This window comes from Prevotella sp. 10(H) (assembly GCF_000711235.1).
GTDB lineage: Bacteria > Bacteroidota > Bacteroidia > Bacteroidales > Dysgonomonadaceae > Dysgonomonas.
In genome coordinates, this window is record NZ_JOMI01000001.1 from 245,782 (window position 1) to 272,666 (window position 26,885).

General features: G+C 39.8%; 20 protein-coding genes. 17 read left to right on the forward strand and 3 right to left on the reverse strand.

What is annotated here, in order from left to right; all coding sequences use genetic code 11:
• Window positions 1–72 precede the first annotated feature (72 nt).
• The 6 genes from K348_RS0101060 to K348_RS19125 all read left to right on the forward strand — a co-directional run bounded on the left by K348_RS0101060 (window position 73) and on the right by K348_RS19125 (window position 7,266).
• The gene (locus K348_RS0101060) at window positions 73–933 is read left to right on the forward strand and encodes a FimB/Mfa2 family fimbrial subunit (protein ID WP_029902069.1); all 861 of its coding nucleotides are present in this window, start codon (window positions 73–75) and stop codon (window positions 931–933) included.
• A gap of 12 nt (window positions 934–945) precedes the next feature.
• Window positions 946–2,397 (forward strand): DUF4906 domain-containing protein, encoded by a 1,452-nt coding sequence (locus K348_RS0101065; RefSeq protein WP_029902071.1) that lies wholly within the window; start codon window positions 946–948, stop codon window positions 2,395–2,397.
• Window positions 2,398–2,409: 12 nt separating this feature from the next.
• On the forward strand, window positions 2,410–4,401 hold the full coding sequence (locus tag K348_RS0101070) for a fimbrial protein (RefSeq protein WP_029902073.1): 1,992 nt from the start codon (window positions 2,410–2,412) through the stop codon (window positions 4,399–4,401).
• 19 nt (window positions 4,402–4,420) lie between these two features.
• A complete protein-coding gene (locus K348_RS0101075; protein ID WP_029902075.1) occupies window positions 4,421–6,586 on the forward strand; it encodes a hypothetical protein in 2,166 nt (721 codons plus the stop codon).
• Between the two features lie 236 nt (window positions 6,587–6,822).
• Window positions 6,823–7,041 carry a hypothetical protein gene (locus K348_RS0101080; RefSeq protein WP_029902077.1) on the forward strand — a complete coding sequence of 73 codons (219 nt, stop codon included), beginning with the start codon at window positions 6,823–6,825 and terminating at the stop codon, window positions 7,039–7,041.
• 48 nt (window positions 7,042–7,089) lie between these two features.
• Window positions 7,090–7,266, forward strand: coding sequence for a hypothetical protein (locus K348_RS19125; protein WP_156032683.1), 177 nt, complete (start codon window positions 7,090–7,092; stop codon window positions 7,264–7,266).
• Between the two features lie 61 nt (window positions 7,267–7,327).
• On the opposite strand, the gene K348_RS0101090 is transcribed toward K348_RS19125, so the two are convergent.
• Window positions 7,328–8,071, reverse strand: a complete 744-nt coding sequence (locus K348_RS0101090; protein ID WP_029902080.1) for a TetR/AcrR family transcriptional regulator — start codon at window positions 8,069–8,071, stop codon at window positions 7,328–7,330.
• A gap of 302 nt (window positions 8,072–8,373) precedes the next feature.
• Between K348_RS0101090 and K348_RS18665 the strand changes: the two genes are divergently transcribed.
• The 9 genes from K348_RS18665 to K348_RS0101135 all read left to right on the forward strand — a co-directional run bounded on the left by K348_RS18665 (window position 8,374) and on the right by K348_RS0101135 (window position 16,890).
• Entirely contained in the window at window positions 8,374–9,078 is a 705-nt protein-coding gene (locus tag K348_RS18665; RefSeq protein ID WP_197027611.1) for a DUF4280 domain-containing protein, read from the forward strand.
• Entirely contained in the window at window positions 9,062–10,270 is a 1,209-nt protein-coding gene (locus tag K348_RS0101100; protein WP_029902084.1) for a hypothetical protein, read from the forward strand. Before K348_RS18665 ends, K348_RS0101100 begins: the two co-directional genes overlap by 17 nt.
• Window positions 10,258–10,905, forward strand: a complete 648-nt coding sequence (locus K348_RS0101105) for a leucine-rich repeat domain-containing protein (RefSeq protein WP_029902086.1) — start codon at window positions 10,258–10,260, stop codon at window positions 10,903–10,905. Before K348_RS0101100 ends, K348_RS0101105 begins: the two co-directional genes overlap by 13 nt.
• A gap of 38 nt (window positions 10,906–10,943) precedes the next feature.
• A complete protein-coding gene (locus K348_RS18670) occupies window positions 10,944–11,525 on the forward strand; it encodes a DUF4123 domain-containing protein (protein ID WP_051697472.1) in 582 nt (193 codons plus the stop codon).
• An 81-nt stretch (window positions 11,526–11,606) separates the two neighbouring features.
• Complete coding sequence (locus K348_RS0101115) at window positions 11,607–11,861, forward strand: hypothetical protein (protein ID WP_156032685.1); 255 nt, start codon at window positions 11,607–11,609, stop codon at window positions 11,859–11,861.
• Between the two features lie 13 nt (window positions 11,862–11,874).
• On the forward strand, window positions 11,875–14,094 hold the full coding sequence (locus K348_RS0101120) for a hypothetical protein (RefSeq protein ID WP_029902090.1): 2,220 nt from the start codon (window positions 11,875–11,877) through the stop codon (window positions 14,092–14,094).
• A gap of 70 nt (window positions 14,095–14,164) precedes the next feature.
• The gene (locus K348_RS0101125) at window positions 14,165–14,911 is read left to right on the forward strand and encodes a hypothetical protein (RefSeq protein WP_156032687.1); all 747 of its coding nucleotides are present in this window, start codon (window positions 14,165–14,167) and stop codon (window positions 14,909–14,911) included.
• Window positions 14,912–14,915: 4 nt separating this feature from the next.
• Window positions 14,916–16,193 (forward strand): glucosaminidase domain-containing protein, encoded by a 1,278-nt coding sequence (locus K348_RS0101130; protein ID WP_029902094.1) that lies wholly within the window; start codon window positions 14,916–14,918, stop codon window positions 16,191–16,193.
• Entirely contained in the window at window positions 16,180–16,890 is a 711-nt protein-coding gene (locus K348_RS0101135; protein ID WP_029902096.1) for a hypothetical protein, read from the forward strand. The genes K348_RS0101130 and K348_RS0101135 overlap by 14 nt, the downstream gene beginning before the upstream one ends.
• Window positions 16,891–16,993: 103 nt before the next feature.
• On the opposite strand, the gene K348_RS0101140 is transcribed toward K348_RS0101135, so the two are convergent.
• Both K348_RS0101140 and K348_RS0101145 read right to left on the reverse strand, forming a co-directional pair.
• Window positions 16,994–18,469, reverse strand: a complete 1,476-nt coding sequence (locus K348_RS0101140; RefSeq protein ID WP_029902098.1) for a DUF3868 domain-containing protein — start codon at window positions 18,467–18,469, stop codon at window positions 16,994–16,996.
• Window positions 18,470–18,482: 13 nt separating this feature from the next.
• Window positions 18,483–19,064, reverse strand: a complete 582-nt coding sequence (locus tag K348_RS0101145) for a DUF3575 domain-containing protein (protein WP_029902099.1) — start codon at window positions 19,062–19,064, stop codon at window positions 18,483–18,485.
• 314 nt (window positions 19,065–19,378) lie between these two features.
• On the opposite strand from K348_RS0101145, the gene K348_RS0101150 reads away from it, so the two are divergent.
• Together K348_RS0101150 and K348_RS0101155 are read left to right on the forward strand one after the other, a co-directional pair.
• Window positions 19,379–22,198: a TonB-dependent receptor gene (locus tag K348_RS0101150; RefSeq protein ID WP_029902101.1), complete on the forward strand. Its 2,820-nt coding sequence runs from the start codon at window positions 19,379–19,381 to the stop codon at window positions 22,196–22,198.
• Between the two features lie 4 nt (window positions 22,199–22,202).
• Window positions 22,203–26,840, forward strand: a complete 4,638-nt coding sequence (locus K348_RS0101155; protein ID WP_029902103.1) for a TonB-dependent receptor plug domain-containing protein — start codon at window positions 22,203–22,205, stop codon at window positions 26,838–26,840.
• Window positions 26,841–26,885: the final 45 nt, after the last annotated feature.

Consider the following 26,885-nt stretch of genomic DNA (forward strand, 5'->3'; position numbering starts at 1 on the left):
TCTATTATAATAAGAGAGGCAGGATATAAACTGCCTGCCTCTTTTTATTAACAAATTCAACATACAGAACTAATGAAAAAAATATCGATAATATTTGCCTTATTGCTTGTCATTCTTATGCCTGGCTGTATAAAGGAAGACATGAGCGACTGCGGTACTTTCCTATACTTCAGTTATCTGGGAGATTTCGACACAGAAATATTTCCCGAAAAAGTGAATAAGGTAAACCTGTATGTATATGACAAAAACGGAAATCTGGTACAGACTACGACATTGGATAAAGGCGACCTCAACAGGTCACAGGGAATTCAGTTATTGTTGCCCGAAGGAGACTACCACGTAGTATGCTGGGGCAATACGTTCAATGAGACTCAGATCAACGGTGAATCATCAGTAGGATCGGGTATAGTAGCCGCTCCTCATTATTTTACAAAAGAAACTATTACTACCAATGACAGCCTTTATATAGGTAGTAAAGATATCAGGCTGGCCGGAGATGTACTCACAAGAGATACAGTATACTTCAGCAGTGCTCATATCAAAATGCTGGTACAAACTATAGGATTGGAAGGCGAAAGCTCTTACCCATTCACAATAGAAGTAGGCAACGTAAGCCCTACTGTAGACTTCAACAAGAGATTCTCGGCAGAGAAAGCTATCTATTACCCGATCTCAACAAATCACGGTAATGGAGAATATGATGCAAGATTTAATGTCCTGCGTTTCAATGACGACAACGATGTGTATGTGAGACTGATCGATAAAGAAACATCAGCAGTAGTATATACGCTCAATCTGAAAGACTTTATGTCTGAAAACAATATTACGGTAAACGGTATAAATGAAGCCTTTATAGGAATCAGTTTCCGTTTCAACGGCCTTAGTGTGACTGTAAAACCATGGGATGAAGAAAATATAACCCCGGGCATATAATACATGTAACTTATGATAAACAGATATAACATAATCATCGCTCTGCTCATGCTGCTCATGACTTCGTTCATGACATCGTGCAGCGAAAGCGACGATTCCATTCCCGAAGAACCAACCAAGGATGCGAAACTTTTACTGTCCATCAGGGCAAAGGCCGCAGTAGACGACCTTTCTAAAAACGGTGACAGTAAATTTACAAGCCTTCTCATATATATATTTAATAAAGCAGACGGTACCCGCGAGTATTCAGGTTCGGTAATAGCTATAGCCTCCGATCCTCTGGAAGAATATTCCATTTCGGTAAACGTAAGTCCGCAGACAAAAATAATCTATGCCGTAGCTAACACTACGAATACCGATAATTCCTTATCGGAAAGGCTGGGCGCAAATGTTACGATGGAGCAACTGGAAGCATTGACCGTTACCAGTCAGAATTTTCCGGACAACGGTATAATGATGATCGGGAAAAAAGAAGTCGTTATGGATTCGGAGTTTGTAACTGCCGAAGTACCGATGGAAAGACTGGCAGCACGCCTCGATATATATCTGTTTAAGAATCAGGACTTACAAACAAGTCAGGTCAGAGTGGTGTCTGCCCAGCTAGTAAACCAGATAAAAAACAGCAATGTATCTTATAAGAACAATGCAATGGTATCTCCGATAAATAAGGCTACGGTTACAGGTGTGATAAACCAAAGTACCACACTAACTACCATGCCGTCCGACATGAGCGGTATTGTGCCCGAAAATGCGCACACATCGTTCTATACGTATCAGAATATTGCAGGTGCATCGGCACCAGACGATGATACGCCTTACCTGAGATTGGTTATCAATATAGACGGTACAGATTTTACTTATAGAGGATATTTTACCGATGACGGGCAAACGGCTAATAAATACAGTCTGATGCGCAATACGGTATATACTGTGATTGCAATGCTTACGCATCCTGACAATCTATTGATACTGAAGATTATTCCTATGCCATGGACTGTGAACGAATCACAGACCGGAGGTTCGGTAACAGATGCCGATTTCAGCCTCGATCCATGGACAGGAGATCCACAGGGAGCACAAACAGGCGTTATCCATTACCCGACAGTGGTGAACGGTAATGCTCTTGACGAAACTTCTTATGCAACATACAGTTTCAAACTTACCGCCCCATTGGGTAAAAGATGGACTGCAACACTTACCAACGGATACGACTTCACATTCGGAACCGAAGGCTCCAGTATAGGCATTATCCCTGTATCGCAAGGCATATCGGGTGATACCGAATATCAGATAAGGGTTGGCGCCAGAAAGTACTGGGACGGTATTGAAAAGACAACAAACATGTACATAACCGTAGATGGCCAGAAATTGAATATCAATCCTGTACAACCGGGCGGAACACGTAAGTATCCCGGTAACAGCGATACCGAAATTACACTTGTCCAAACAGGATATGAACAATAATACGATATAGCAATGAAGCGACTTAATACATATATAATCATTATATTATCAGTTCTGGCAGGAACATTTATTTCCTGTTCGCAGGACGATGATACAAATGAAACTAACAGCATACAGAAAGGAAATATCATAGTAAAACTTTCGGTTAATAAAGCTAACGGCACAAAAGCCGTCAGCGAAACAGGTGAGGATGCCCTGAATGAAAACCGCATAAAGACACTCGATGTATTCATTTACAAAGTGACGGAAGATGCCTGCGCTTTCTATCAGCGAATCACACCTCCTACCGAGCTTACCGGTGCCAGTACATTTGATGCCGTTTTGGATGCCACACAGGAAAGATTCAATAGAAATGACCAGTATTATACCTATGTTATTGCGAATTATGGAATATCGGTACCTGAAGAAGGGATGCCGCTTTCGCAGCTGAAAAAGCTTGTAACAATAGGAATAAATCCCGATGCTGTACAGAATTATTTTTTCATGGACGGAGTGTCGGAAGGAATAGTACTCAACGACGGGATAATAGTTAATAAAGAAATACCTGTACCGATGAAAAGGGTTGCCGCAAAATTGCGTATAGGCATGACTTATGCCAATGGACTGACCCTCTCGGCAACAACCCCTGTGAGCAAAAGGTTAATGAATTTTGGAGATATTAGCAACTTGGTAGATAATACTGATCATGTAGTGGCTCCGGTTCAACTAAGTATGAGTAGTTTTACCACCATAAATGCCGGAGTCAGCACAAATAACAAGATTGTACTGTACAGTTATGCAAACGACTGGAACAACGATCCCAGCAAGGAAACTTACGTCATCGTAAATGTTCCCGTAACGGATTCGCAAGGTGTAGAGCATCCGCAGAATTATTACAGGGTGCCTGTAAATTATGTATTATCGAACGGTAATACGGTTGACCCCGATTCGTACAGGATACACCGCAATTATTTATACGATATAACATTGGTAGTGAATAAGCTGGGATCGACAAATCCGTTTACAGCACAAACACTCAATGGAAATTATATAATTCAGGACTGGACTACAAAAGAGGTGATAGTGGAAGTAGAAGGAATCAATTTCCTGTATGTAAAGGATACCAATATCAAACTGCCTAACAGTACAACTTTTACAACCACATTCCAGTCATCGTCGCAGGATGTACAGATAAGCGATATCACCGTGAACGATGAACCTATTACCAATGGTACAAATGGTGTGAATATTACATGGGATCAACAGGTAAAGTCCGGTAATATTGTTATCAACAGTACATTGCCTGTAAACTTTGTAGAAAAAACGATAAAATTCACCGTAAGTAACGGATCAGGTATATCGGAGCTAAGTCAGGAAGTTACTGTAGCACAGTATCCGAGCTTTTATCTCAGTTCAGATATTTCGGCAGATGCACCGGACGGAACACAGGGACAGAATAATAATAAGATGTACATTATGACCTCGCTGGTAGCCGATTTTTCAACGCTGCAAGATCCGGACGAGTTTGACGAACCGTTCGACCCGGGATACTATCATTATGCACCCGATCCGGCGCTAGGCGCATCATATGCCGAATTTATAAGAACGAGTGCGGTACTGGGATATCCTTTGGTAGATGCTAATGGAGCAACTATAGATACTCCGGATAACAACAGGCGACTGTCGCCGCGCTTTATGCTGGCGTCGCAGCACGGAGCCACTGCAGCTTCTAATTATACGACTGCAAAAACAAAATGTGCAGATTATCAGGAAAATGATAAAACTACCGGCGAACTGTATACAGACTGGAGAATACCTACAATTGCGGAAATATACATGATAGATATACTACAGAATACAAGAGTAAGTGAAGTGAAGAAAATACTCGAAGGTGGATATTACTGGAGTGCACGCCAGAGTCCTGCAGTAAAATATATGGACCCTCGCGTAGGAGCCGGTAATAATGTATCAAATCCATATAATGCTGCCGTACGTTGTGTAAGAGACGTGAAGGAAAACAGATAAACAGATAAAAGCAGGAATAATGAAAAAACTTATATATATACTACCCTTTCTTTTTCTGACTTTATTTTCTTGTCAGAACGAAGATTACTATGAACAGGAAAGTAATGAAGTATCGGGAGACCGTACTACAGTAAAATTTTCACTCAGCATACCCGAATACAGGATAAACCGGACAAAGGCTGCTTCATACGAAAACTCCGTCAATGATCTTTCATTACTTGTATTCGATGCAAACGGCTTATTTCTTGAACGGGTACAGGCTACCGATCTTTTAAGTGATGAAAATAATGGCAGAGGCTCAGGTACATTCAAGGCCAGCTTGCCAAATAATGCCAGTATCATTCATTATATAGCCAATTACGATTGGAGTTCATTCAATGAAGGAAATGCCAAAAATAAAGATGAAAGAGAAATCCTTCCGGCTTTGGCTACCAATAAACTTGTTTTCTGGGGACGCAATGTGATCACTTCCCTGTCTGCGCCTGTAAACATTACATTGTATCGCAATCAGGCGAAAGTAACAATAGAGAACCAGGCTGCAAACTTTCAGGTGACAGGATATGCACTTGGTAATTATATAACTACCGGAAGTGTTGCTCCGTTTAATCCACAGGGAACCCCTACTCCGTTCATCCTTATGGACAATGCTACGACTTTACCTGTAGGGCAACTGGAAAAAGAAAGCCAGACATCCTCCGACTGTGACATGACACCGAAATATATGTTCGAAAACAACAATATATTTACTGACCAGACATATGTAATTATAAAAGGACGGCTGGACAGCGGTCAGGAGTTATATTACAAGATACAATATCTTGACAGTAATAAACAACCTTATATTATAATGAGAAATTATAATTATAAGATTTCTATACGATCGTTCAGTGAAGCTGCCATAGGATCGACTACTTTCAATGGAGCTAAAACTTCAGAACCTTCTAATAATATATATGCCGAGATAAATAAGGAATCGCCTACAATAGCAGACGATAACAACAATATACTCACAGTAGGAAATGTTAATTACCTGTTTATCCAGGGAGGACAACTCAATATAGATGCGCATTATACCAAAAACGGTACTCCTGCCGATAACGAAATACAGGTATCTGTAGTAGAAGATCCTAACCGCATACTACAGGTAGTACAATACACCGGCGGAAAAATCACAGGTAATGTATCTGTAGTTTTAGCCGGACAGCAAGAAGCAACTATACTGGTAAAAGCAGGGAAACTCACCCGTACAATAACGATAACTTCCAGTGCATTATATAAGTTCGATCCTACATCTTTCTCTCCGTCAGCATATACTGTTAAAGATCAGACTATGGCGTTGAATTTCAACATACCGTCTACTATACCGAGTTATTTATATCCGATAAAGTGTGAGATTTCGACACAGAAACTCTACCCTACCGAACCGAATAAAGACCTTGAAGTAGAATATGTAAATGGAATTTACAAGTACATTTACTGGGCAACAAGCGCAGGAAATAAGGTGCTTAACTTCAAAACAAGTTTTGATAACAGTGACGAAACAGTTACAATACAGAATCCTTATTTCGAAACGGCTTCTATAGATGTTAAAGCACGTCATTTCGCGAATCTGTCTGTCAATCAGAATAATCTGGTTAATTACAAAAGCGGAAGTACTGCTGCCATACGGTTTATAATAGCAGATTTGCCTGAAGCACCTGCCAGTTATCCTCTTACTGTAAAGATTACAACAAATAACCTACAGCCTGCAGCAAGCGAAACAGAATGGACAGCAGTATCGGGTGGATATACGCACACTTATAATTCCGCTCCTGTAGGGGAACAGACAGTGCAGTTCGTTTCTAACAAAGACATCAGTTATGAAACTATAACTGTATCTGCTAACGGATTCAGTCCATCGTCTCTCTTTGTGGATAATGTATTAGGCAATATCTACTACCTTGCAGGCATTGTGCGTCAGATTTATAACGGGAATTCGTACAGACTAGAGAACCGGCAGGTAAATTCGAATAACACTTCTGTTGCTGACGGATTCAATACAGGAGTCGGAAGTGGTTATTATATTGAGATTAAAACAGGTTCTAGACTTCATGATATTATTACATTCTCAACAGGTGGTTTATACGCTTCTTTTACCGTAGAATCTTTAATGAATTTGAACAATGGAACTTTGGAATTCAAATAAATACCCATAGCTTACATATGACAAAAAAAAGCAGGAACTGTAAAAGTATCCTGCTTTTTTATTTCTTCTTTTTCGAACCAAAGCAGTCAACATATACCACTGATAAACAAACCATTAAAAAAATAATTAAATTTTATTTATAAAAGCTGTAACCTTTTTCCGTAGGTCTGCGTCATATTATCAGAAGCGCTCAAAAAAACAAATTGAATAAAAATAACTAATAAATAAACACAGTCATGAAAACAAGAATATATACCCTCGCATTAGCCGTAATCTTCGTAGCAGCAAACATATATGCCGGCGAGCCAAAACTGAAAGTGTATGACAACCATAGAGTAACAGAAAGCGGAACAACCAAAGAATATATTTCGTACGACGAAAAGCAATCAAAGCCTGTGGAAAGAAATATATATAATTATGATGCTGAAGGCAGGCTATTAGATAAGGCTTACTAGAAATGGAGTGACGATTGCGGATGGGCATCCGGTCAGAAACATGAATACGTGTCTGACAGTAGCGGAAACATTATAAACCTTGTTTATACAAAATGGGACAGTAAGTTGAACAACTGGTCGAATCAATCAGACCTGTATATTTACCAGTATGACAATGACGGAACATTTGTTGCAACAGAACAATTTAAGATAAATAACAACAGAGAATTCATAGCAAGCAAATAAATGAATTTAAGGGTTGAAGCCGTGTAGCCTGCGACAGGTTGCACGGCTTCTTATTTACATTTTATAGTTCTTCTATCTGTTTCAGGGAAAGCGAGGTGCATTCTTTTATAATGTTATCAGCGATACCCTTTTCTTTCATTTTACGCGCTATTATTAAAGTTTCAACTTTATGGTTATCCGAATTATCAAATATGAAATCACATATCCGGTCTGCTGTTTCCAATAGTTTCTTTCTTCCGGTGGAGGTATTAAAATCAACACCCCAGTATTTGCCCTTATCCTTCATAAGGCTTATAAAATAAATGCCGCCGAAAAGCAATGCAAAAACTACGTCGATATGAATTTCCTTATCTTTTAATGGCTGCAAATACTGGTCTAAAAGATAATTGTTGTAGAAAAATTCACGTGATTTTATATTCTTCGATGTTATCGGGTTGTCTTCTGCCATTTCCCACAGAAGTATCTGGCGCATCGACTTATTGCGGTACAGGTCTTTTACCAACCCTGCAAAAATACGCTTAAAATATAGCTTTGTATCAGGATTCTTATTATCCCATGCATCATCGAGTATATCGGCAAGCCAATAGCTGTATCCGTCCGTGAACTTTTCGAAGACACCATCCATATTATTGAACCATCTGTATATAACCGGAGGCTCGGTTTTGGCAGCCTCTGCCAGATTGGTAAGTGTTGCTTTCAAAAAACCGTGTTCTTCAATCACTTTTTTTGCTCCTGCCATAATATCCTTTTCAATATCTTGGTTGGTCCGGCGGATTCTCTTTGTCTTGTCTGGGCCTGCTGTCATATTTAATATATTAGAAACTGGTTGTTTCGGATTATACTTGTTGCTTCATAACATCCACAAAAATAGTATGATTTTATATTATAAATAAACTTTATTATTTATATTTTTTTTTTACTTTTGTGTGGATAACACAAGAAAGGATAAAAAAGACTATACATAATTATATAATTTATTGCAATATAACTACACATAAACGAGAGACAGGAACAAAAAGAATACACTTCATACAACACCGTGACACACATACTATATGACGAGCCTCAACTTATCAGACAAACGTACAAAAACTTATAATGACAGCTATGAGTGAATATGCAACAAAAGGAGCCATGTTGATATGTACCTGTGGCACAGCTCCAAGCAAATTGCTGGTTACTTCAAATAATTTACTGCATGTACAGGGAAACGCGGTAGCCACCATTTCAGATAAAATACCAATCACTAATATAAAACCATTCGGAGCATGTACGGCCAAGCCGTTCAATCCTCCCTGCATGCCCGCCCCTACTGTATGGGCAGGTTTTATATCTTCGGTACAGGTACCGGGTGGCAATCCTCTCTTAAATTCATCTACAATCCAGTGCGCTTGCGGGGGAATGATCAGTTTCCAGAATTCAGGGCAGAGGAAACCGCAAAAAGTTGATTTAAATCCCTCTACGCCCCAAATTGCTACATTAAAAAAGGCAGCTCTGAACAGTACACCTTTTTGCGAAGAATGTGAAAAGAAGAAAGCACAGAAGAATCCTAAAATAATAAAAATATACTGGGTAGACGAAGAGGGAGAACCAAGGAAATTAGAGGAACTAAATGAAGGAAAAGAAGTTACTCTTTGTGTGGATGTAGAAGAAGGAGCTATTGGAGAAACTGTCAATGTTGTAATTAATGCCAACGAAGATAAACTCTTTAAAAATGGAGTTTCTCAGTTAAAATATGATAACCTGCGAATAGAGGACGATAACACAGCTTATGTAGATACCTTTAAGATTGAATATGATGAGCCAAGGTGACACGTTAAAAGTTTCGGGATTAATTAACAATAATCCTAAAACAAAGCATAATACTACCGTAACGATATCTCCTGTAAATTTTATTGTAAGTGAACTTCAAATAAAACAGGACAGATCTTTTCTCATAGGAGACAAAATTATAGAACCTGTTAACGGCCAGATCGAAATAGAGTATGGAGAAGAATATATTGTAAACGTTCTCAAATATACGGATACATACAGTAAAAACGTATATATAAACAAAGAAGACTCCGGCCGGGAATTCCACTGGCATCTCGAATATCAAAAGTATGATAAAACGACAGAAAGAACAGATCCAAAAATCGGTAAGTCATTCAATTTCAAACTTGAGAAAGATTATTTAGCTGATAACAATCTCAAGTTATGCGTAAGGATAAGTCATTACGATGATATATATACTTTGGAATTGAAAGTTAAATTCAAGTTTGAATTTGATCGTAAAACATTAGTGACAGAGGTGAACAATAGAGAAAAAAATCCGGAGTTGATCAGACAGCCGGGACCTCTGTGTGGAATTGCTGCACCATGTTATATATGGGCGAAGCATCATTTCGAAGAATATGCCGAAACAGTATTAGAACTGCATGCTATGGGTAAAATAAAAGTTAATGATTTTACAATCGATCCGGATAGTCATTTATATAAATTGAAAACAAGTAAAATAGGTAATTATAAAAGTGCAGACTGGGTATTAATGGCAAGTATACGCGACTCTGAAAATACGTTTATCGATTATGGGGATACAGATGATGATTTACCGACAAACATTGCCGGAGTCACACCGATGTCTACAGTAAAAAAACTTGTAGAAAAGATGTGTAAATATAGTATTATCGAGGAAGATGGTTGGCAAGGACTTTTTAACAAAGTCCCCGTGGTGAGATGGTCGATAGACAAAACCAAAAAATATATTAATAATATGGACGACTATTATATAAACAATAAATACGAATCACTTATGATGATCGATTCAGACTTAATTGATGATGAACCTAATATTTCTCCAGATTATCATTGGGTAGTATATGAAGGCAACTTAGTCAAATCAGATGACCGGGCTAAATTTGATGTCTATTCTTGGGGGAGTAATACTACATATAAAGTAGATGATTCATACGAAAGAATTCGTCGTAACTGGTACCAATATCTTGTTGTAAAATGCGAAAAGTAAAAAAAATAACGATCATATTAGCTGGAATATTGACATTTGTGTTGATATTATTCATAATACTATGGAATGTCAACAATTCTTATGACAAAAGGGAGATTGAACAGATAGAGAATTTTCTGTCTCAACAATCAATTGATATATCCAAAACAAACGGGCAAGCTTTGGGATATTGCAAAAACTGGCCATTATTTTGGGAAAGCATACTTACAATCAAGCGAGATAATGTAAGGAAAGCAAAGTCAATAGGCTTTTTTGATGGTAATGGATATAAATCATATCGATTAAAAGGGTCGTTATGTTTAAATGATTTTTCATATCTCAAAACAATCAATATTAGCGAACAGGTAATAGATTCTTTTAAGATAAAGAATTGTCCTAAATTGGAAAGAGTCCTCTGCTACAAGAATAATTTAAGATTTATAGAATTTGAAAACTGTCCGAATCTTGAAGATCTCCACATGAATAATAATCCCATTGAAACCTTAGATTTGACCGGATGTTCTGGTTTGAAAGTCTTGGATATAAAAGATTGTCCGTTAAAGAAACTTATTGTTTTAGATACTCAGCCATGGAGGACATGGTCTGTAGACAGCTCTATTGTAATATTAAAAAACTCGAAGGAAGTCGATTTGTAAGCAAATGATAATATAAAGTTTGAGTAATAAAACTTATTATGAACAGTTGGATATTACCAAATATCAAAGACGAGCTTGGGGTAATTCAAGAAGAACAGACCCTGAAGCAGAGAGAGCAGGAAGAAAAAGAATTCTTACACAACCTGCCTCTACCAAACTATGTACTTATCGATGCTGCCTTGTGGGGTGATGAAATACATACGCTTTTTGCAAGCAAAGCTACTTACCATTCTCTTTTCAGAGGCAGTACCGGACTAGAGCTATGGAGTGTTGCGCCCTATTTGGTCGATGCTACTTCCGATGAGAATTTTATTCAGCAAATCAGGATCAATAGCTCAATAAACAAAAGACTTACATGGCTATATTCCACGCTGAATATAGATGCATTACGAAAGCATCTGCGGCGTTTCTTAAGGATGAAAAAAGAAGACGGTTCGTATATTTATTTCAGGTTTTATGATCCTCATGTTGTTGACACTGTATTTCCTGCATTATCAGAGGAACAGGCTTGTCAGTTTTTCGAAGGTATAGAATTCCTGATTACGGAAGATATTGAATTATCGGAGAAAAAAGTTTTCTATTTCAAAGCAGGAAAAATGAACTTCAAAGATTTGGCTTAATTTGTGATGTGGATAATTACGAACAAACAACTGGATATTATTTCACGGAACATGCAAGATGTTTTTGAGAAAAAATCACTCATGAAATTATCAGAAGATGAAGATATTAAAAATATAAATAGAGATGAATTGAAGAGAATGATTCATTGTCATGTTGAATATCTGAAAAAATTTAATATTACAGATTATGATATACTTCTAGATATAATTAAAATATTCATTCTGGCACCTCAATTATCCAAAGGCTGGTATCCTGAAGAATTACATGATATATTGAGCCTTAATATAGAGGAAAACAAGAAAAAAGAATTAGTGCACTTTCATTTAAACAGCTAAAAAATACAACATTATGCCTTTCTCGCCGATAGAAACATGTCCATTTAATAATGTAACTTCAATTGCAGTGGTGGAAGAAGTATCCGCTCCTCTACCTAAAATAATTGAATCGAAATGGATAAATCAAGACAGTAAACTCATCAAGAGTTCTATGCCTACAGCCAAGGTAAAAATAGAACTTACGACCGAAGGAATCGTCGACGATGAAACAGTAACCGTTTTGATAATCGACGAAAAAGAGAATAAGCTACAATCGGTAGAAATAAAAGTATCGGACAATAAGGCTATATCGGACGATATTGAAATCCCGAAAGCCTGGGTGGATCACATTCTCCAGATCAATGTAGAAAAAGGCAATAAATACGAAGAAACGCATCTGGGTAGCAAACTTAATGTAAGCAACTTAACGATTACCGAACTGCGGTTTAAAATAGTAGATTGCAGAGCCAACACGGCTATTCGTAATGCGAGAACATCGAAAGTTGCAATAAGCTATGGAGAGACCAAAGTGGAAAAGATATTCGACCTGAAGAAAGATGCTAAAGCATTAAGCACATCCACTAAGGTGAAATCGTCGATGGAAGCCTTACAGAAACTGGGTTATGGAGAATCAGATGTCATTCCTAAAAATAACTATGACGAAACATGGCATGCCCATTATAATAAATACTGGGCAGACAGGTCGGCTGCTTTTCATGTGGCAAAATTAGAAAGTGGAAATCCACCCGATAATATGATGAAGTTCATCATCGAAGAATATAACAGCCATAGGGCTACCGATTCCAGCGGAATCTTAACCGTAAAAATACCTACCCCTATGCTCGACGAACATAATGTAGAAGTTGAGGTCGGCTTCTTTGACTTTCCGGTGGTATTGGAAAGAATTAACGGCGATAGTCGTACCAACTCGGTTTTGAGAAGCAATGAAAATGATGCTACAGAATTCAAGATCAAATGGAGAGGGCCGCAAAGCACCGGCTGGGGTGGAAATTTCGGATGGGTTATCCACAGCGGCAGAGTGAGTGAGGCTGAATTTAAGGTTTCAGAGACAATAAAGATAAAGAACGATCTGAATAAATTCGAAAAATTCGATCCTGAAATTCTATCTTCTTTCTACGATGCAGATGATAATTCATCGCCTCATTTCCATTTATTAGCTATGGAATGGTGCCAGTGCGTATGGGATGGAATTGATGATCCGGAAGAAGTAGGAATAAATGAATATAGTTGTGTAGAAAATGCAGATTATGCAAATCTGAATATGCATATCGTCACCACATACTTTGACATTGGCGGTAGTGATCCCTATGGTGGCAAAGGATATGGAAAATCGGAAGTGAGAAATTCCGGAGGATATTTGTGGCGGTCAGCCGGGCATAGAGGTCTGGATATTCATGCCAATCTTGGAGATAATATATATGCTGTACATGGAGGTAAGCTAACAAGGGGATTTGCCACAAAAGTGGGCAATAAGTTAACCGTTACATGGACCACTCCTATGTCTGCAAATATTACATATCTCCATCTGAATGGATATGTCGATGGTATACCCGAAAATTACGCCATGGCAGGTAGAATTGTTGCCTATGCAGGCCGCACCGGAAATCTTGGAGCAATCTCCGAATGGCCGGGACACGTTCATTTAAATGTCGGGGCTACTCCGGTACACGTTATAGGGCTTCGGACAACTCTGGCCCAACTGCACGACGATAACCTGAATGTAGTTATTCCGAATAACGATTACCCTATGTTGTTTCCTTGCCGTTGTGCCGTTACATCAGCAACACAGGATCCGTCGGGCTGCGAATTTGATAACACGACTTTTGCAACACCTTGCTGGGCCGTCCACGAACTAAAATGTCCCTATATGCTACACGAGGGGAGGAGAAATCGCAGGATACAGGCTCAATTAAAACATTTGTCATATTATAGTAGCTCATTGGATGGCTTATGGGGAAATCTGCCAAACAATAATACACCCGTTATTAGTAATACACGACAGGCTATCTATAACTTTAAGGCAGACAACAATCTATTGGTAATCGACCCTACACGAACCTTTATCCCGGAAGATTATGATATGACTGCAGCTGAAGAAGCGATATTAAATCTGGAAGCACCTGTAACTCGTGTACAGATACCAAGACCGCCTGTTGCACCTCCTGTCTTGCAAATACCACCCCTACCAATTAATGAGCGACCGGCATTACCTTCACCGCATATAAATTTATAAAAGGATTATGAAAAGTATACTGATAATATTATGCCTGCTTACTAACTGCTGCTATATAAAAGCACAATGCTTGAATCAAGAAAAAAATAAAACTTTCCGGGTAGTATATCTTGAAGCAACGCCGGATGGAGTGAATAGTATATCAAAAAAACCGGATGCACCGGATGGATATCAGTGTTGTTATTTCAATAAGGATAGTAAATTATTGAAACGATATTTTCGTAGATATTCTTATCCCGACAGCCAGTCATATATAGTTGCGGATTATGATGATTCAGGGCATTTAGCTTCTATCCAGTTCAATATACAAGAACCTGAAGGATACTCTGTATATGGCAAAATAAATATTCAAGAAGGCGATACAAACCAACTCATCAACAATTATGTAATACAATCGATGGATGATGATACTATAGAAGAAATAAAAGAAACATCAGATACATTTCCCTTACAAATAGGCAATTGGATGTTATCAAATTTTCTTTCTGTGGATAGTTTGCTGCAATATCTGGGCACTGATAAAATAATAATTCCGTCAGATGCAGCTAAAGTCCGTTTAAAGAATCCCAAAGCTGGAGATGTAGCTTTCACTAATACGAATGATGTAGAAGTTATGGCCGGCAGATCCGGTTCTTCAGAAGTAATTACTACGATTCAAATAGGGACTTATGTTAAGATAAAAAAGGTGATAAAAGGCCCTGCCGGTTCGAACTGGTGTAAAATAAAATTTCTTGACGGATACCTGGAAAAATATAATGATAGGGATATGTATCTTGACCTTTCTTCCCTTAACTGCGTAGAAACCTTAACAAAATAAAGATATGTGTTATCTTACAGATAAAGTATTAGTCAATACGATAAAAGAATTCCGGGCAGTGACATCGCAATATGCATTGAAAGAAGAAGATATTCAGAAAATAACATGGTCATTAGTCGTTGATCGCAAAAAAAAAGATTTACCTGACAAAGGCATAACCTTAAAATACAAATTTGATGAATCTTTTCTCAACAAAAAGGTAAGGGTTCAGGCCTGTATTGAAGGGAATGAATTCTGTCTGGCCAGTTGCGATATTCAGGTGGTAGACAGCATTATAGTAGATACAAAATGGAAAAATGCCAAAGGAGAGATAATAGACAGTTGTTTTTATAATAACGTTATTACTTTCCATGTAAAATTCAATATAAAAGAAAAGAAACAGGTTCCTATCAAATTATTTATCACCGATACCACAGGAAAAGAACTTGGAGAAGTCCGCATTCCCGCTCCTCTTAAAAGTAGTCTTGATATCAGCCAATATACAGCCGAATTCCATATCAACACTGATGAATCGTGGCAGGATTATACACCCGACGACCCTGTACATAAAATCATTTTACAGGTAAAATCCGACCAAAGTGCTTTCAAGCCTGTAATGCATATATTAGGAGAAATACCTGTACAAGTAGAAGTAAAGAAGCCTAAAAATCCCCCGATGCACCACGAATTCTCGACCACAGTCGCTGTCCGGCTTTATGATTTTTTCAAAGCAAAGGGTATATCCCCGAGAGGGATAATGCTGGTATTAGGGCAGGCTGGTCTGGAATCCAGTTGGGGTAAAGACGCTAAAGAAGATTACAATCTCTTTGGTATAATGGGAAAAACCGCATACTCTACCCGGAGTACGAGCCATGGTGTATTGACAGGTTTTTCTAAAGAAGAAGGTTATGAAGGATCTATGAAGTATTATTATAGTAAAATAGAGAATAACTGGCCCGATTTCTTAACTTTGATAAAAGAAAACAAAACATATACTGCCGACGAGATTGATAAAGCCCTGTATACAGGAGACTATTATCCGGACAAAGCAACACGAAACAAAACCGGGAAAGGTGCTTATTGCGGAAGGAATGATAAAGAGGAGAAAGTGCCTGTATATTATGGAAAAGAATTATTAAAAACAAGCGTAAGTGGTGAAAGAAGATTTAAAGAAAGTCTGAAATACCAGATACAGGACAATACATACGAGCTGGCAACTTCTACTTCACTGACCGAAGCAGAAAGGAAAGAATTAATGGCACAAAACAAAAAATTTAAAACAATACTGAATGAACTGCAATAAAATTTTTATTCTATCCGTTATCTTTTGTTTTTCAATAATTTCCTGCAAAACCAAGCAGGAAAACAAGAACGAGGCAAAGACCGATAAACCGGAAGTAATCTTTTATGATGCAGATAAGCTATCCGGGTTGTATGATATGTGCGATACCGATTCGATAAATCATATGTACATAAATTATAACGGAAGTAAAATATATCTTTCACATGAAAATGATACGCTGAGAATAGAGTACGACAACCATTACAATGTCGCCTTCAGATATGTATACAAAGAAAAACAGTTATTCCCTTGCAACGGATTGCTGGTATATAAAGATAATACATGGCATAATGTAAATTATGCTATTCACAATAACTGGTTGTTATTACCTGTATATGATGTAAAGATAGGCATGGCTATATCACTGATGGTATTCAATCTGGATAGTGTAGCCGATGAGGAACCCCGATACAGTTTTTCCACTCAGGCGCCTTTCTTCTTTGCCGATGACAGTAAAGGTATTATTATGAGTACTTCAACATTAGCTTTAGATCAGGAGATCAGTTTTTATTATTCTATATTTACAAAAGATTCATTAGCAAGTCATTCCACAAAAAATGTATATGCTAAGGATAATCAAAAATGGAAGACTATACTTTCAGATGAAGAGAAGACTATAACATACTTAAAGAAAGAGTTTCTCGAAAACAGCAATTAACATATATAATCTGTTCATCACGAAACACATATATAAAAACAGGATTCAAACTTATCATTTGAATCCTGTACCCAAAAACAACTAATATTAAAAACTGAACTTATTATTTAATACGAGCATCATTCTCTATTTTCTTATTCACTTCCTGCAGATTATAATTCGCAGAACTTATTCCCGCAGCCGCAGCTTTTGCAAACTGAGTTTTAGCCTGTTGCAAATCTCCGCGTTTCAGGTATAATATACCCATATTGTTGGCATATTCAGCCGAGTTTGTATCTGCTTTCATCAGATATCTTTCCGCAGCCGACAGATTATCGGCAGCCAGAGCCGCAGCCGCAGCATTCAGGTTAGCCACTTTATCGTCAGGATACATTTTCACTGCTGTTTCGAACACATCCGTAAATTCTGTGCTGCCTGCCTGATGCGTATTCGCTATACGGAACATTTCATCAAGGCTCAACTGTTGCGGACGGCTTTCCAGTATTTCTTTCGATTCTTCTACATCGAATCCGCGAACTGTATAGTAAGCGCTCGAAACCACTTTACGCAGCTTAGGATATATCTCTGTCAGCATCTGACGGTAAGGCACGCCGCCGTTCAGTGCTTTCAGTTTATTCTTACGTGCATTCACATCGCTTGTATTCTTCAGTATATCTAGTATGGCCTCTTTATCGTTCATAGTTGAAGCCTCAACAGCAGCAAGTAAGCCATCCCAGTTTTCTCCACCATATTGCACATGATACATGTCAGCAGGGAAATCAAACTTAGGTAATACGTATTTCTTAAATGCTTCTGCCCTACCCTTCGACAGGTTTTCATTATGTGCTATCGGGCCTTCAGGAGATGCATATCCTGTGATATCGATGCGTGTAACAGTCAGATTATTGTCTGTCCTCACTGTTCTCAGCATATCTTCTATCTTCGCCAGTTCCGATGGATTCTGCATATAGGTAGGCAATATATTTGTCTTATTCACAGGGAAATCAAGGAATGTTTCACACTGTTCGCTACGCGATTTCACAGCTTCCACATTTGGCTGTATATAAGCTATCTGCGGAGTTATCATATACGGTGTAACTACCGGAGGCATATTCTCGATAACCCGTTCTACGTACATTTCCTGTTCATGCCCGCCGCATCCGCAAAGGTCTTCCTTCATATCCAGATGAGCGTCTGCCATCCAGTCTTCGTAAGGAATAGTCTGACTGTAATGCAATTCTCCTTTCGATTTCTTATCCAGCTTTATTACTGAATACGAGCCTGTATTCTTATTATCTTCGCCGCCCAATGCCTGCGATCTCAGATAGGCTTTCTGGCGTGTGGTACCGTTTATTAAAATATCGGGAAGTTCGCGCTGCATATTTGCTCCTGTAATTACCGGAGTCAGTGTCAGCGAACGGTTACGATCGAGTTCGAGACGCGACAGGTCTAACATCATATGTACATTGACAGAATTTCCTTCACGCTCCATTGTAGCCGTTGATACGCCTATCTGTCCTTTATAAATCTGTTGTGCTGCAACCGGCATAACCAATGCAAACAACAATGCTAATATGCTGATATATGTAATTTTCTTCATTTTGCTTTGCTTTTTACTTGATTACGTAGATAATGCTCAAACCGGCTTTTGTAGGCCCCCAGTAATTTTTAGTATCGTCTTTTATTTTTGCTGCGCAATGTCCGCATCCATATTTATCGTAGTCGAGATGTGCATAACCCACACCTATTGTAGCTTCAATGCTCCAGTGATTACCCAGAATCCAGTGATAACCATATGAAATACCTGCACCCCAGAGATTCCCCTCATAACGGCGATGACTCAACCCTAATTGTTTGATACCACCCACATTATATTCGGCATAATGCCCGTGCAAACCGAAAAAGTGCCCGTTGAAACGTTCACAGGTCCAGTATCGGAGTTCCGGCTGAACCAGCCAGTGCTTCAATTTCTTATTATCTGAAAATGTCCACGGATTGTAATTCCCTGATATGTCCAGTGTAAACTTCTCTGAAAGCCCTATTTCAAAACCTAGGTTCGGTGTAGTTGTGGCCCAGTACAAAGCATTTGTTTTCAGCGCAAAAGTAGGCAGGTACGGATGCTTGCGTTCCTCTTGTGCATGTAAAACGCTTACAAATGCAAGAACTATGCATGTAAATAAAAGTCGCTTAATCATTGTGCTTTTTACTATTTTAATATTTTGTTGTAATTCGTAAAATGAAACAGAAAGTCCGTATATATTCAAGCTTTGTGTTCCCGTTTGTATAATTAACAACAAGTAATTAAGAAATGTTTTCGGAAGGGTAAGAATTATTAAATTTAACCTATTTTTCTAAATTAGTTATAAGTATAATCTATAACCCACATTGTTTCATATTGTAACCTATAGCAATATTTTTCTATGAAAAAGATGCAACGATTTAACTTTTCAATCATCTTATTATATATCTTTAGCATTTAGATAAAAAACTACATTATAATAGACAATATATGAGAAAACTAATATTTTTTCTAGCCTTATTTCTAATCACAAACTGCTTTTATGCGCAGGTGAAAACAATAAAAGGACAGCTTAAAAAGGACGGAATGGAGCTGATGAATCTCTCCTTCAAAGTGAAAGACCGTGGAATAAAAGGCAAGACCGACCGTCATGGCTACTTTATCCTCAAAAATGTTACCGATGATGACATTATAGTTACCGGCGACTGGGGTACATTCACTGTAAAAGAAGTAACAATTTCCGTACTCTCCGAAACTCCTCTGCCGAAAGTATCGGCATTGCTCGAAAGCTCTGTAGATACCATTGGCGTGGCATATCTGCGCGACAATCTGGGCGCAACCTATTACAAAGGGAATCTTAGTCATATAGAATCAATAAAAAAGCCTTTTCTGCGCTACCATATAGAGCCGACAAAAACAAGGTACTATTATTCAGGATATAAAATCAGCTATACCGGACACTTAAATATATCTACTGTAGGCCGCCTGCCCAAACGCCAGTCGGAATATGCACAAGGAAATGGTGATCAATGGCTCGGACCAGACAAAAAAGAAATATTCAGCTGGGGACCGTCTATCAGCAGCTTGGAATTCGACGGCAAGCCCTATGATTACGACCGCCACGGAAGTCTTGTACCCCGCGGTATGGGCAATGGCATTGCAGCGAAAGCTTACGATCCTACAGATTTCTTTAGGACGGGAATATCGTTCGGCAATAATGTAAACATTAAAATGCCCGGATTCAGTCGCGGCTTTACATCCCTGAGCCTTGGGCAGAAAAGGTCTAATAACCCCATACCCAATGCCTACGATGATTCATATAATGTATCGTTGATGATGGACGATATGAGGATGGGCAGATTCAAAACGGGTGTCGGCGCAATATACAATAACAGTTACAGCAAGCTCCCACAACACGGAGCAAATCTGGCCTCGCTGATGTATTCTGTATTTACTACACCTCCAACTTTCGACAATGCAAACGGCATGTCGCGTAAGGATGCCTTAAAAAATGAGGGCTCATGGAAAATAAATGATGACACACAGCGCTCATATTCTACAGGTATTAACAACCCGTTCCTGACTGTATCTACAACATCCGACAGAGACAAGACCCAAAACCTGATGGCTTATGCCAAGACAAATTACTCATACGAGAAAATAACTGCCGATGCCTATTTCAGTTTCGACAAGCAATGGGATAAGCGACATCAGGGAGATCATAATTTGGTGCGTTTCCGGAGTCAATACCGCAGTGAAACCTCGTCCAATATTGCTGCTGCGGGAGAATTCTCATATAAGATAGAACGTATTGACGACAGGTACAGCGACCTGTATCTGATGGCAAAATATGGTTTTAAACATTCGACCGACAAGCTTCACCGGAATAGAGTAGAGAAAATAGAGATCGGCTCCGAAGCTTCATATTTTGAAGAAAACATTTATTATAATCCTCTTCTTCGGAATGCGCACGACGTAAAATACGGTGCTAAACTGGGCAATGGCGATTATACCTTCGAATTACATAACAAGCATTATTTCTCGAATACTGCAAAATCCTCCGATTATGTAAATCTGTTTCCCGAAGCAGGCTTCAGCTGGAATATGAACAATTTCCTGTATGATGCTTTCGATACGGATATCAGTAATTTTACTGTTTATGGATCAGTTGGTCGATCTATTGGCGAAGCATCTCTTGTATACCGCAATCCGGCTGCTTTATCTACCTATTTAAATTCCGGGGAATTCAATAACTATTATGAATATCCCGACATCATTGCCAAAGAAAATCTGAAGCCTGAGACATATTTGAAAAGTGAGGCGGGTATCAGGTACTACAGTCCGCGCGGCAGCTTTACAGGAGAAATAAACGGATTCATTTACAATACGCACAATTTCATTTCGCCTGTAGCAAGTATGTATAACTCACGCGTGTTCGATTTGCACAATATAGGCCGTATACGCAATTACGGATATTTTGTCAGCTTGACCTATACGAGGCCTACATGGTCGAGTAACGCCCTGCGCTTCGATGCCATGCTTACTTTCAGTCAGGTAAGGAATAAGGTTACAGCATTGTATGGCGAACAACCGTTTATCAGACTGGCAGGATTTCAGGATGTAGCAACTGTTTTTGCTAAAGACGAGCCGCTGGGAGCTATTTACGGCACAACTTTCCAGCGTAATGATAAAGGGCAGCTTATTATCGGTGACGACGGCTTTCCGCTAAAAGACTTTGATATAAAAAAGATAGGCGATCCTACACCTGATTTTACCATGTCGCTGATTCCGTCATTCGAGTGGAAAAAATTTAATCTTTCATTCACTATAGAATATAGTCAGGGAGGCGACCGCTGGAACGGTACAAAGGCTACGATGGACTATCAGGGAGTATCGGAAGATACAGCCGAAAAACGCAATATTAAAGGCTACGTATTTCAGGGAGTAGATGCCGCAGGCATTACAAACACAAAAGTTGTCGACTTCTACGACACTGCAAATCCCGGCAAAAACAGATGGGTGAGGTACGGAACAACAGGTGTAGGCGAAGACTATATCGAAGATGCCACTTACGTACGGCTTACGAACGTATCTCTTTCTTATGCCATATTTAATAACAACAGGAGTAAAAGCAACTTATTCAAATCGATGCGGGTAGGTGTAACAGCCAATAATCTTGTGCTTATCACTTCATATAAAGGTGTAGACCCTGCCTCATCTCTCTTCGGCTATTCAGCCGGAAAAGGGCTCGACCTCTTCAATCTGCCGTCGAACCGCAGCTATTCATTCACACTAACATTCGAACTATAACATCATGAAAAAGTATATATACAGCATCCTTATACTGGCATTGCCCCTGTTACTTATCAGTGCCGTAAATGACGATTTCCTCGGCATGCTGCAGGAATACCTAAACAAATACAACAAACAGGTTCCTCAGGAAAAAGTGTATGTGCAAACCGACAAGACATATTATAAGCCGTCGGAAGGCATATATTATAAAGCATTTCTTGTGAATGCCAATAGCAACCGTCCGTCTACAGTCAGCGATGTGCTGTATGTCGAATTGCACGATCCTTGGGGAAATGTACTTCAAAAACATCAGCAGATGATATCGGGTGGCACGTGTAATGCTCATTTCATGCTCAAAGAGGATGTTCCGGGTGGATTATATAAACTGGTAGCTTATACCAACTGGATGAAAAATTTCGGCGAAGAAAGCCTATTCTCAAAAGAACTTACAGTACAGAAAGTTATCACCCCCCGCCTACTGCTCAAACTCGATTTCCAGAAAAGAGCCTACGGTGCTGGTGATGAAGTACTGGCCGATTTGAAGGTGACCGACCTCAATAATGAAAAAACAAACAACAGCATCGTAAAATCGACTGTACGTATCGGTGGAGAAGCTGTTGAAACACTCGAAAATACGACTGCCGACGGAGAAACGACTATCAGATTTAAACTACCACAAAATCTAAGTACAACAGACGGCATATTACAAATCGTTGTCAACGACCGCGGCACCGAAGAATCCATAACCCGCTCCATACCTATCGTACTGAATAAAATAGCTATAAACTTCTATCCCGAAGGCGGCGATATGGTAGAGGGCGCGCAATCGAAAGTTGCTTTCGAAGCAATGAATGAGTTCAAGAAAGGAGCCGATGTCAGCGGAGAAATAGTAGACGAGAACGGAGCGATAGAAACCACATTCGAAAGCTTCCATTTAGGCATGGGTGCATTCGAATTCACGCCGAAATCAGGCAAGAAATACTATGCACGCATTACTAAGCCTACCGGCAACGAGTCGCTGCGTGAATTGCCTGTAGCACAGAAAAAAGGTTTTGTGCTAAGCCTGAAATCAAAAGACGAAAATAAAGTAATCTGGAATATATATTCTTCCCAGAATGTTACTGCCGGACTGGTAGCACAGGTACAAGGCGAAATACATTACAACCAGCCTGTAAAACTAAAAAAAGGACTGAATACGGTAGAGGTTCCGACAGCTAATTTCCCGATCGGCATAGCTGTCTTTACGCTCTTCGACGGAAAGCATCAGGAAGCCTGCGAACGGCTTGTATACCTCAATGCCGAAAAAGGGCTGAATATAGAACTTAATTCGAGGGATGTATTCACTCCGGGCGAAAACGTGCATCTGACTATAAAAACCACTGACAAGAACGGAAATCCGGTTCCGGCAAGTCTGGGTCTATCCGTAGTGGATGAGCAACTGCTCACGATGGCGGACGACAAGCAGGATAACATTCTGAGTTATCTGCTGTTCTCTACCGAACTGAAAGGCAAGATACAGGAGCCGTACTTCTACTTCGACGAGAAAGAAGCGAAAGCTAAAGAAGCGATTGACTATCTGATGCTTACTCATGGCTGGAGGCGTTTTACATGGAGCGAAATAGCTAACCCGTCGATAGACGATTTTAAAGAATTCCCTGAGAAGCTTACAAGTGTATACGGCTTTGTACTCGACAAGGCAGGCAATCCTACACAGGCCGAAGTTTTCGTAATAGAAACCGAGGGCAAAAAACGTGTAGCAAGGGTAAAAACAACCCCGCAAGGACATTTTGTTTTCCATAATATAGATATCACAGGAAGCGTGTTTGTAACGACCAAATTGCCGAATCAGGTATACCTCTTCAAAGGTAAGCCGATTACTGCCACACCTGTAAATATAGAGGCAGCAACCGGCGACCTCGACGAAAACACACTGGTAGTTAATAAACCTCAACCGCCTGTATTATCCCCGTCTCAGGCCAAAGATGAAGAACCTAAACTTGACAGGCAATTTATAAGTAATGAATCTGTAGCCACTGAAGAATTTGCTATGATGGATTTTGCAGATTCGCCACAACTCGATGAAGTGGTAGTAGTCGGCTATGGTACACAAAAGCGGGCATCACTGACAGGCGCCGTATCCACTGTCAGTGCCTCTATGGTTAGCAGAAGCAGCAGAGAAGCAATAGCCCCTGTAGGCGACCTCAGCTCAGCGTTAGCGGGGCGTGTTGCGGGATTGATGATTACACCTTCTGGCGGTTCATCGGGCATATCCATCAGGGGAATGTCATCATCGGCAGCAGGTGGCGAACCGCTTGTTGTTATTAATGGAGTAGCTGTATCGGCTGAGAATGGAATGTCTTTTGTAGACCCGAACGATATACAAAGTGTTTCTGTTCTCAAAAATTCATCTGCATCAGCTATTTATGGCAGCCGTGCGGCTAACGGCGTCATCCTGATAGAAACCAAAAAATCACCGGGATTCCAGCAGAAGATGAAGGTGGGAGAATCCAAATATGGTGGTGTACTGGTACCAAAACGCCAATTCTACATACCGCCTTACAACGAAATAGAATACAACAATTACGACCCTGACAGATCGACTGTATACTGGAAAGGAAATGTAAAAACCGACGATAAAGGTGTTGCAAATATCAATTTCCGCAACAATGAGATGTCTTCTACTTTCCGTATTACTGCCGAAGGTATCGGCAACGGCCTTATTGGCAGCGGAATAAAACGTATCGTAACACGCAAGCCGTTCTCCATAGATGCCAAAACTCCATTGTTTGCAGCCATAGGCGATGAAGTGAAGATTCCGGTAATGGTGCGGAACAATACAGATGAGCCGATAACTGCAAATGTAAAAATGCGTGTAAACGAAAATCTTTATCTGAAGGATGACGGTCTTATCGTAGACGGTACATCATTGAGTAAAGATGTAATGGTTCCGGCAAACGAATCGAAAACGGTTTACTTCACATTCATTGTAGGATCTACCACTGGAAGCCAAAATATAGAAATATTCTCAATGTCGGGTAATCAGGCGGATAATATCAAACGCAGCCTGACCGTGCGCCGCATCGATTTCCCTTACTACTACCACTTCTCAGGCAAAGATGAAGGACAGACACGTACACTGAATATGTCGGCTGCCATACCGGGAACACTTCGCGCCGAAGCGGTAAGTTATTCCGATATGCTCGACCAGTTGTTCGACGGTGTGGAAAGTATCTTCCGCGAACCGCATGGATGTTTCGAACAGTTATCCTCAAGCACCTTCCCGAATATATTTGCTATGCAACTTCTGAAAGCAACAAATCAGGATAAGCCGGAAGTATACAAAAAAGCAATGAAATACCTGACTATGGGCTACAACAAACTCGCAGCCTATGAAGTAAAAGGCTCGGGTGGCTTCGAATGGTACGGCGGATCGCCTGCACACGAAGTATTATCGGCTTACGGACTTGTAGAATTCTACGAAATGAGCAAAGTTTATGATAATGTAGACAAGAAAATGATGAACCGTGCGCTCGACTTCATCCTCAGTCGTAGGAACGGTACTGGCGGCTTTAATCAGAATAACGGCCGTTACGGGTTCTCAGGTGCTCCGAAGAATGTAAACAATGCATATATAGTGTACGCTCTCACCGAAACAGGATATGGCAACCGTATAAATGCAGAATATCAAGCAACGCTGAAAGAAGCATTCGACAGCAAGGATATTTACCGCATGGCTCTGTTGGCAAATGCAGCGTATAATATGAAAGATATGGAAAGCTATGAAAGGCTAACCAATAACTTTAAAGAAATAGCACAGAAAGAAGACTTTTCTAAACTAAAACTACAGTCTACGATTGTACGCAGTTACGGAGATGCCAGCCAGCGGGAAGCCGTCGCATTCTGGATGCTTGCCCTGCTGAAAGAGGGTAAAGAAAGCGACCTGAATATAATAGAAAAATGCCTCGAGTTTATAAATAAAGGGCGAAGCAACGGCAGTTTCGGAGGAACACAGGCAACAAGCATCTGCCTGCAGGCACTAACACGATATGCCGAAAATATGCAGACGGAAGCTGTCGGCGGAAAATTCTGTGTGATCGCAAACGGTGAAGAATTGTGTAAGAATGTGACGAAGAGCAAAGTGGTGATACCGTTCTCTTCGAAACTGAAAACCGGAGAAAACACTATTCAGGTGAGATATAAGGAAACGGATAATTATGTGCCTTATGCCGTCACTATCAGTTGGAACTCGTTGATTCCTGCCACAAGCAAACTCTGTCCGCTCAAACTGACGGCCAGCATGGCTCTCAAAGAAGTAAAAGTCAACGAAACTGTACGCATGACTGTGAAACTGCAAAACACCGAAAATGAAGGCAAACCGATGAGCGTAGCCATTATAGGCATACCGGGAGGACTTAGCCTGCAGCCTTGGCAGCTGAAAGAATTGCAGGAAAAAGGTATATTCGACTTCTACGAAATCACCAACGATAATCTGGTTGTTTATTACCGCGAACTTGGCCCTGCGGAAGTGAAGACAATCAGCCTCGACCTGAAAGCCGAAATACCGGGCACATACCGTGCGGTAGCCTCATCGGCATATGTATATTATATGAACGAACATAAATATTGGATAGAAGGACTATCGGTGAAGATCAAAGAATGATGAAGACAAAGTAATTTTTTGGTTGGAAAGGGAAGCTAATAGGCT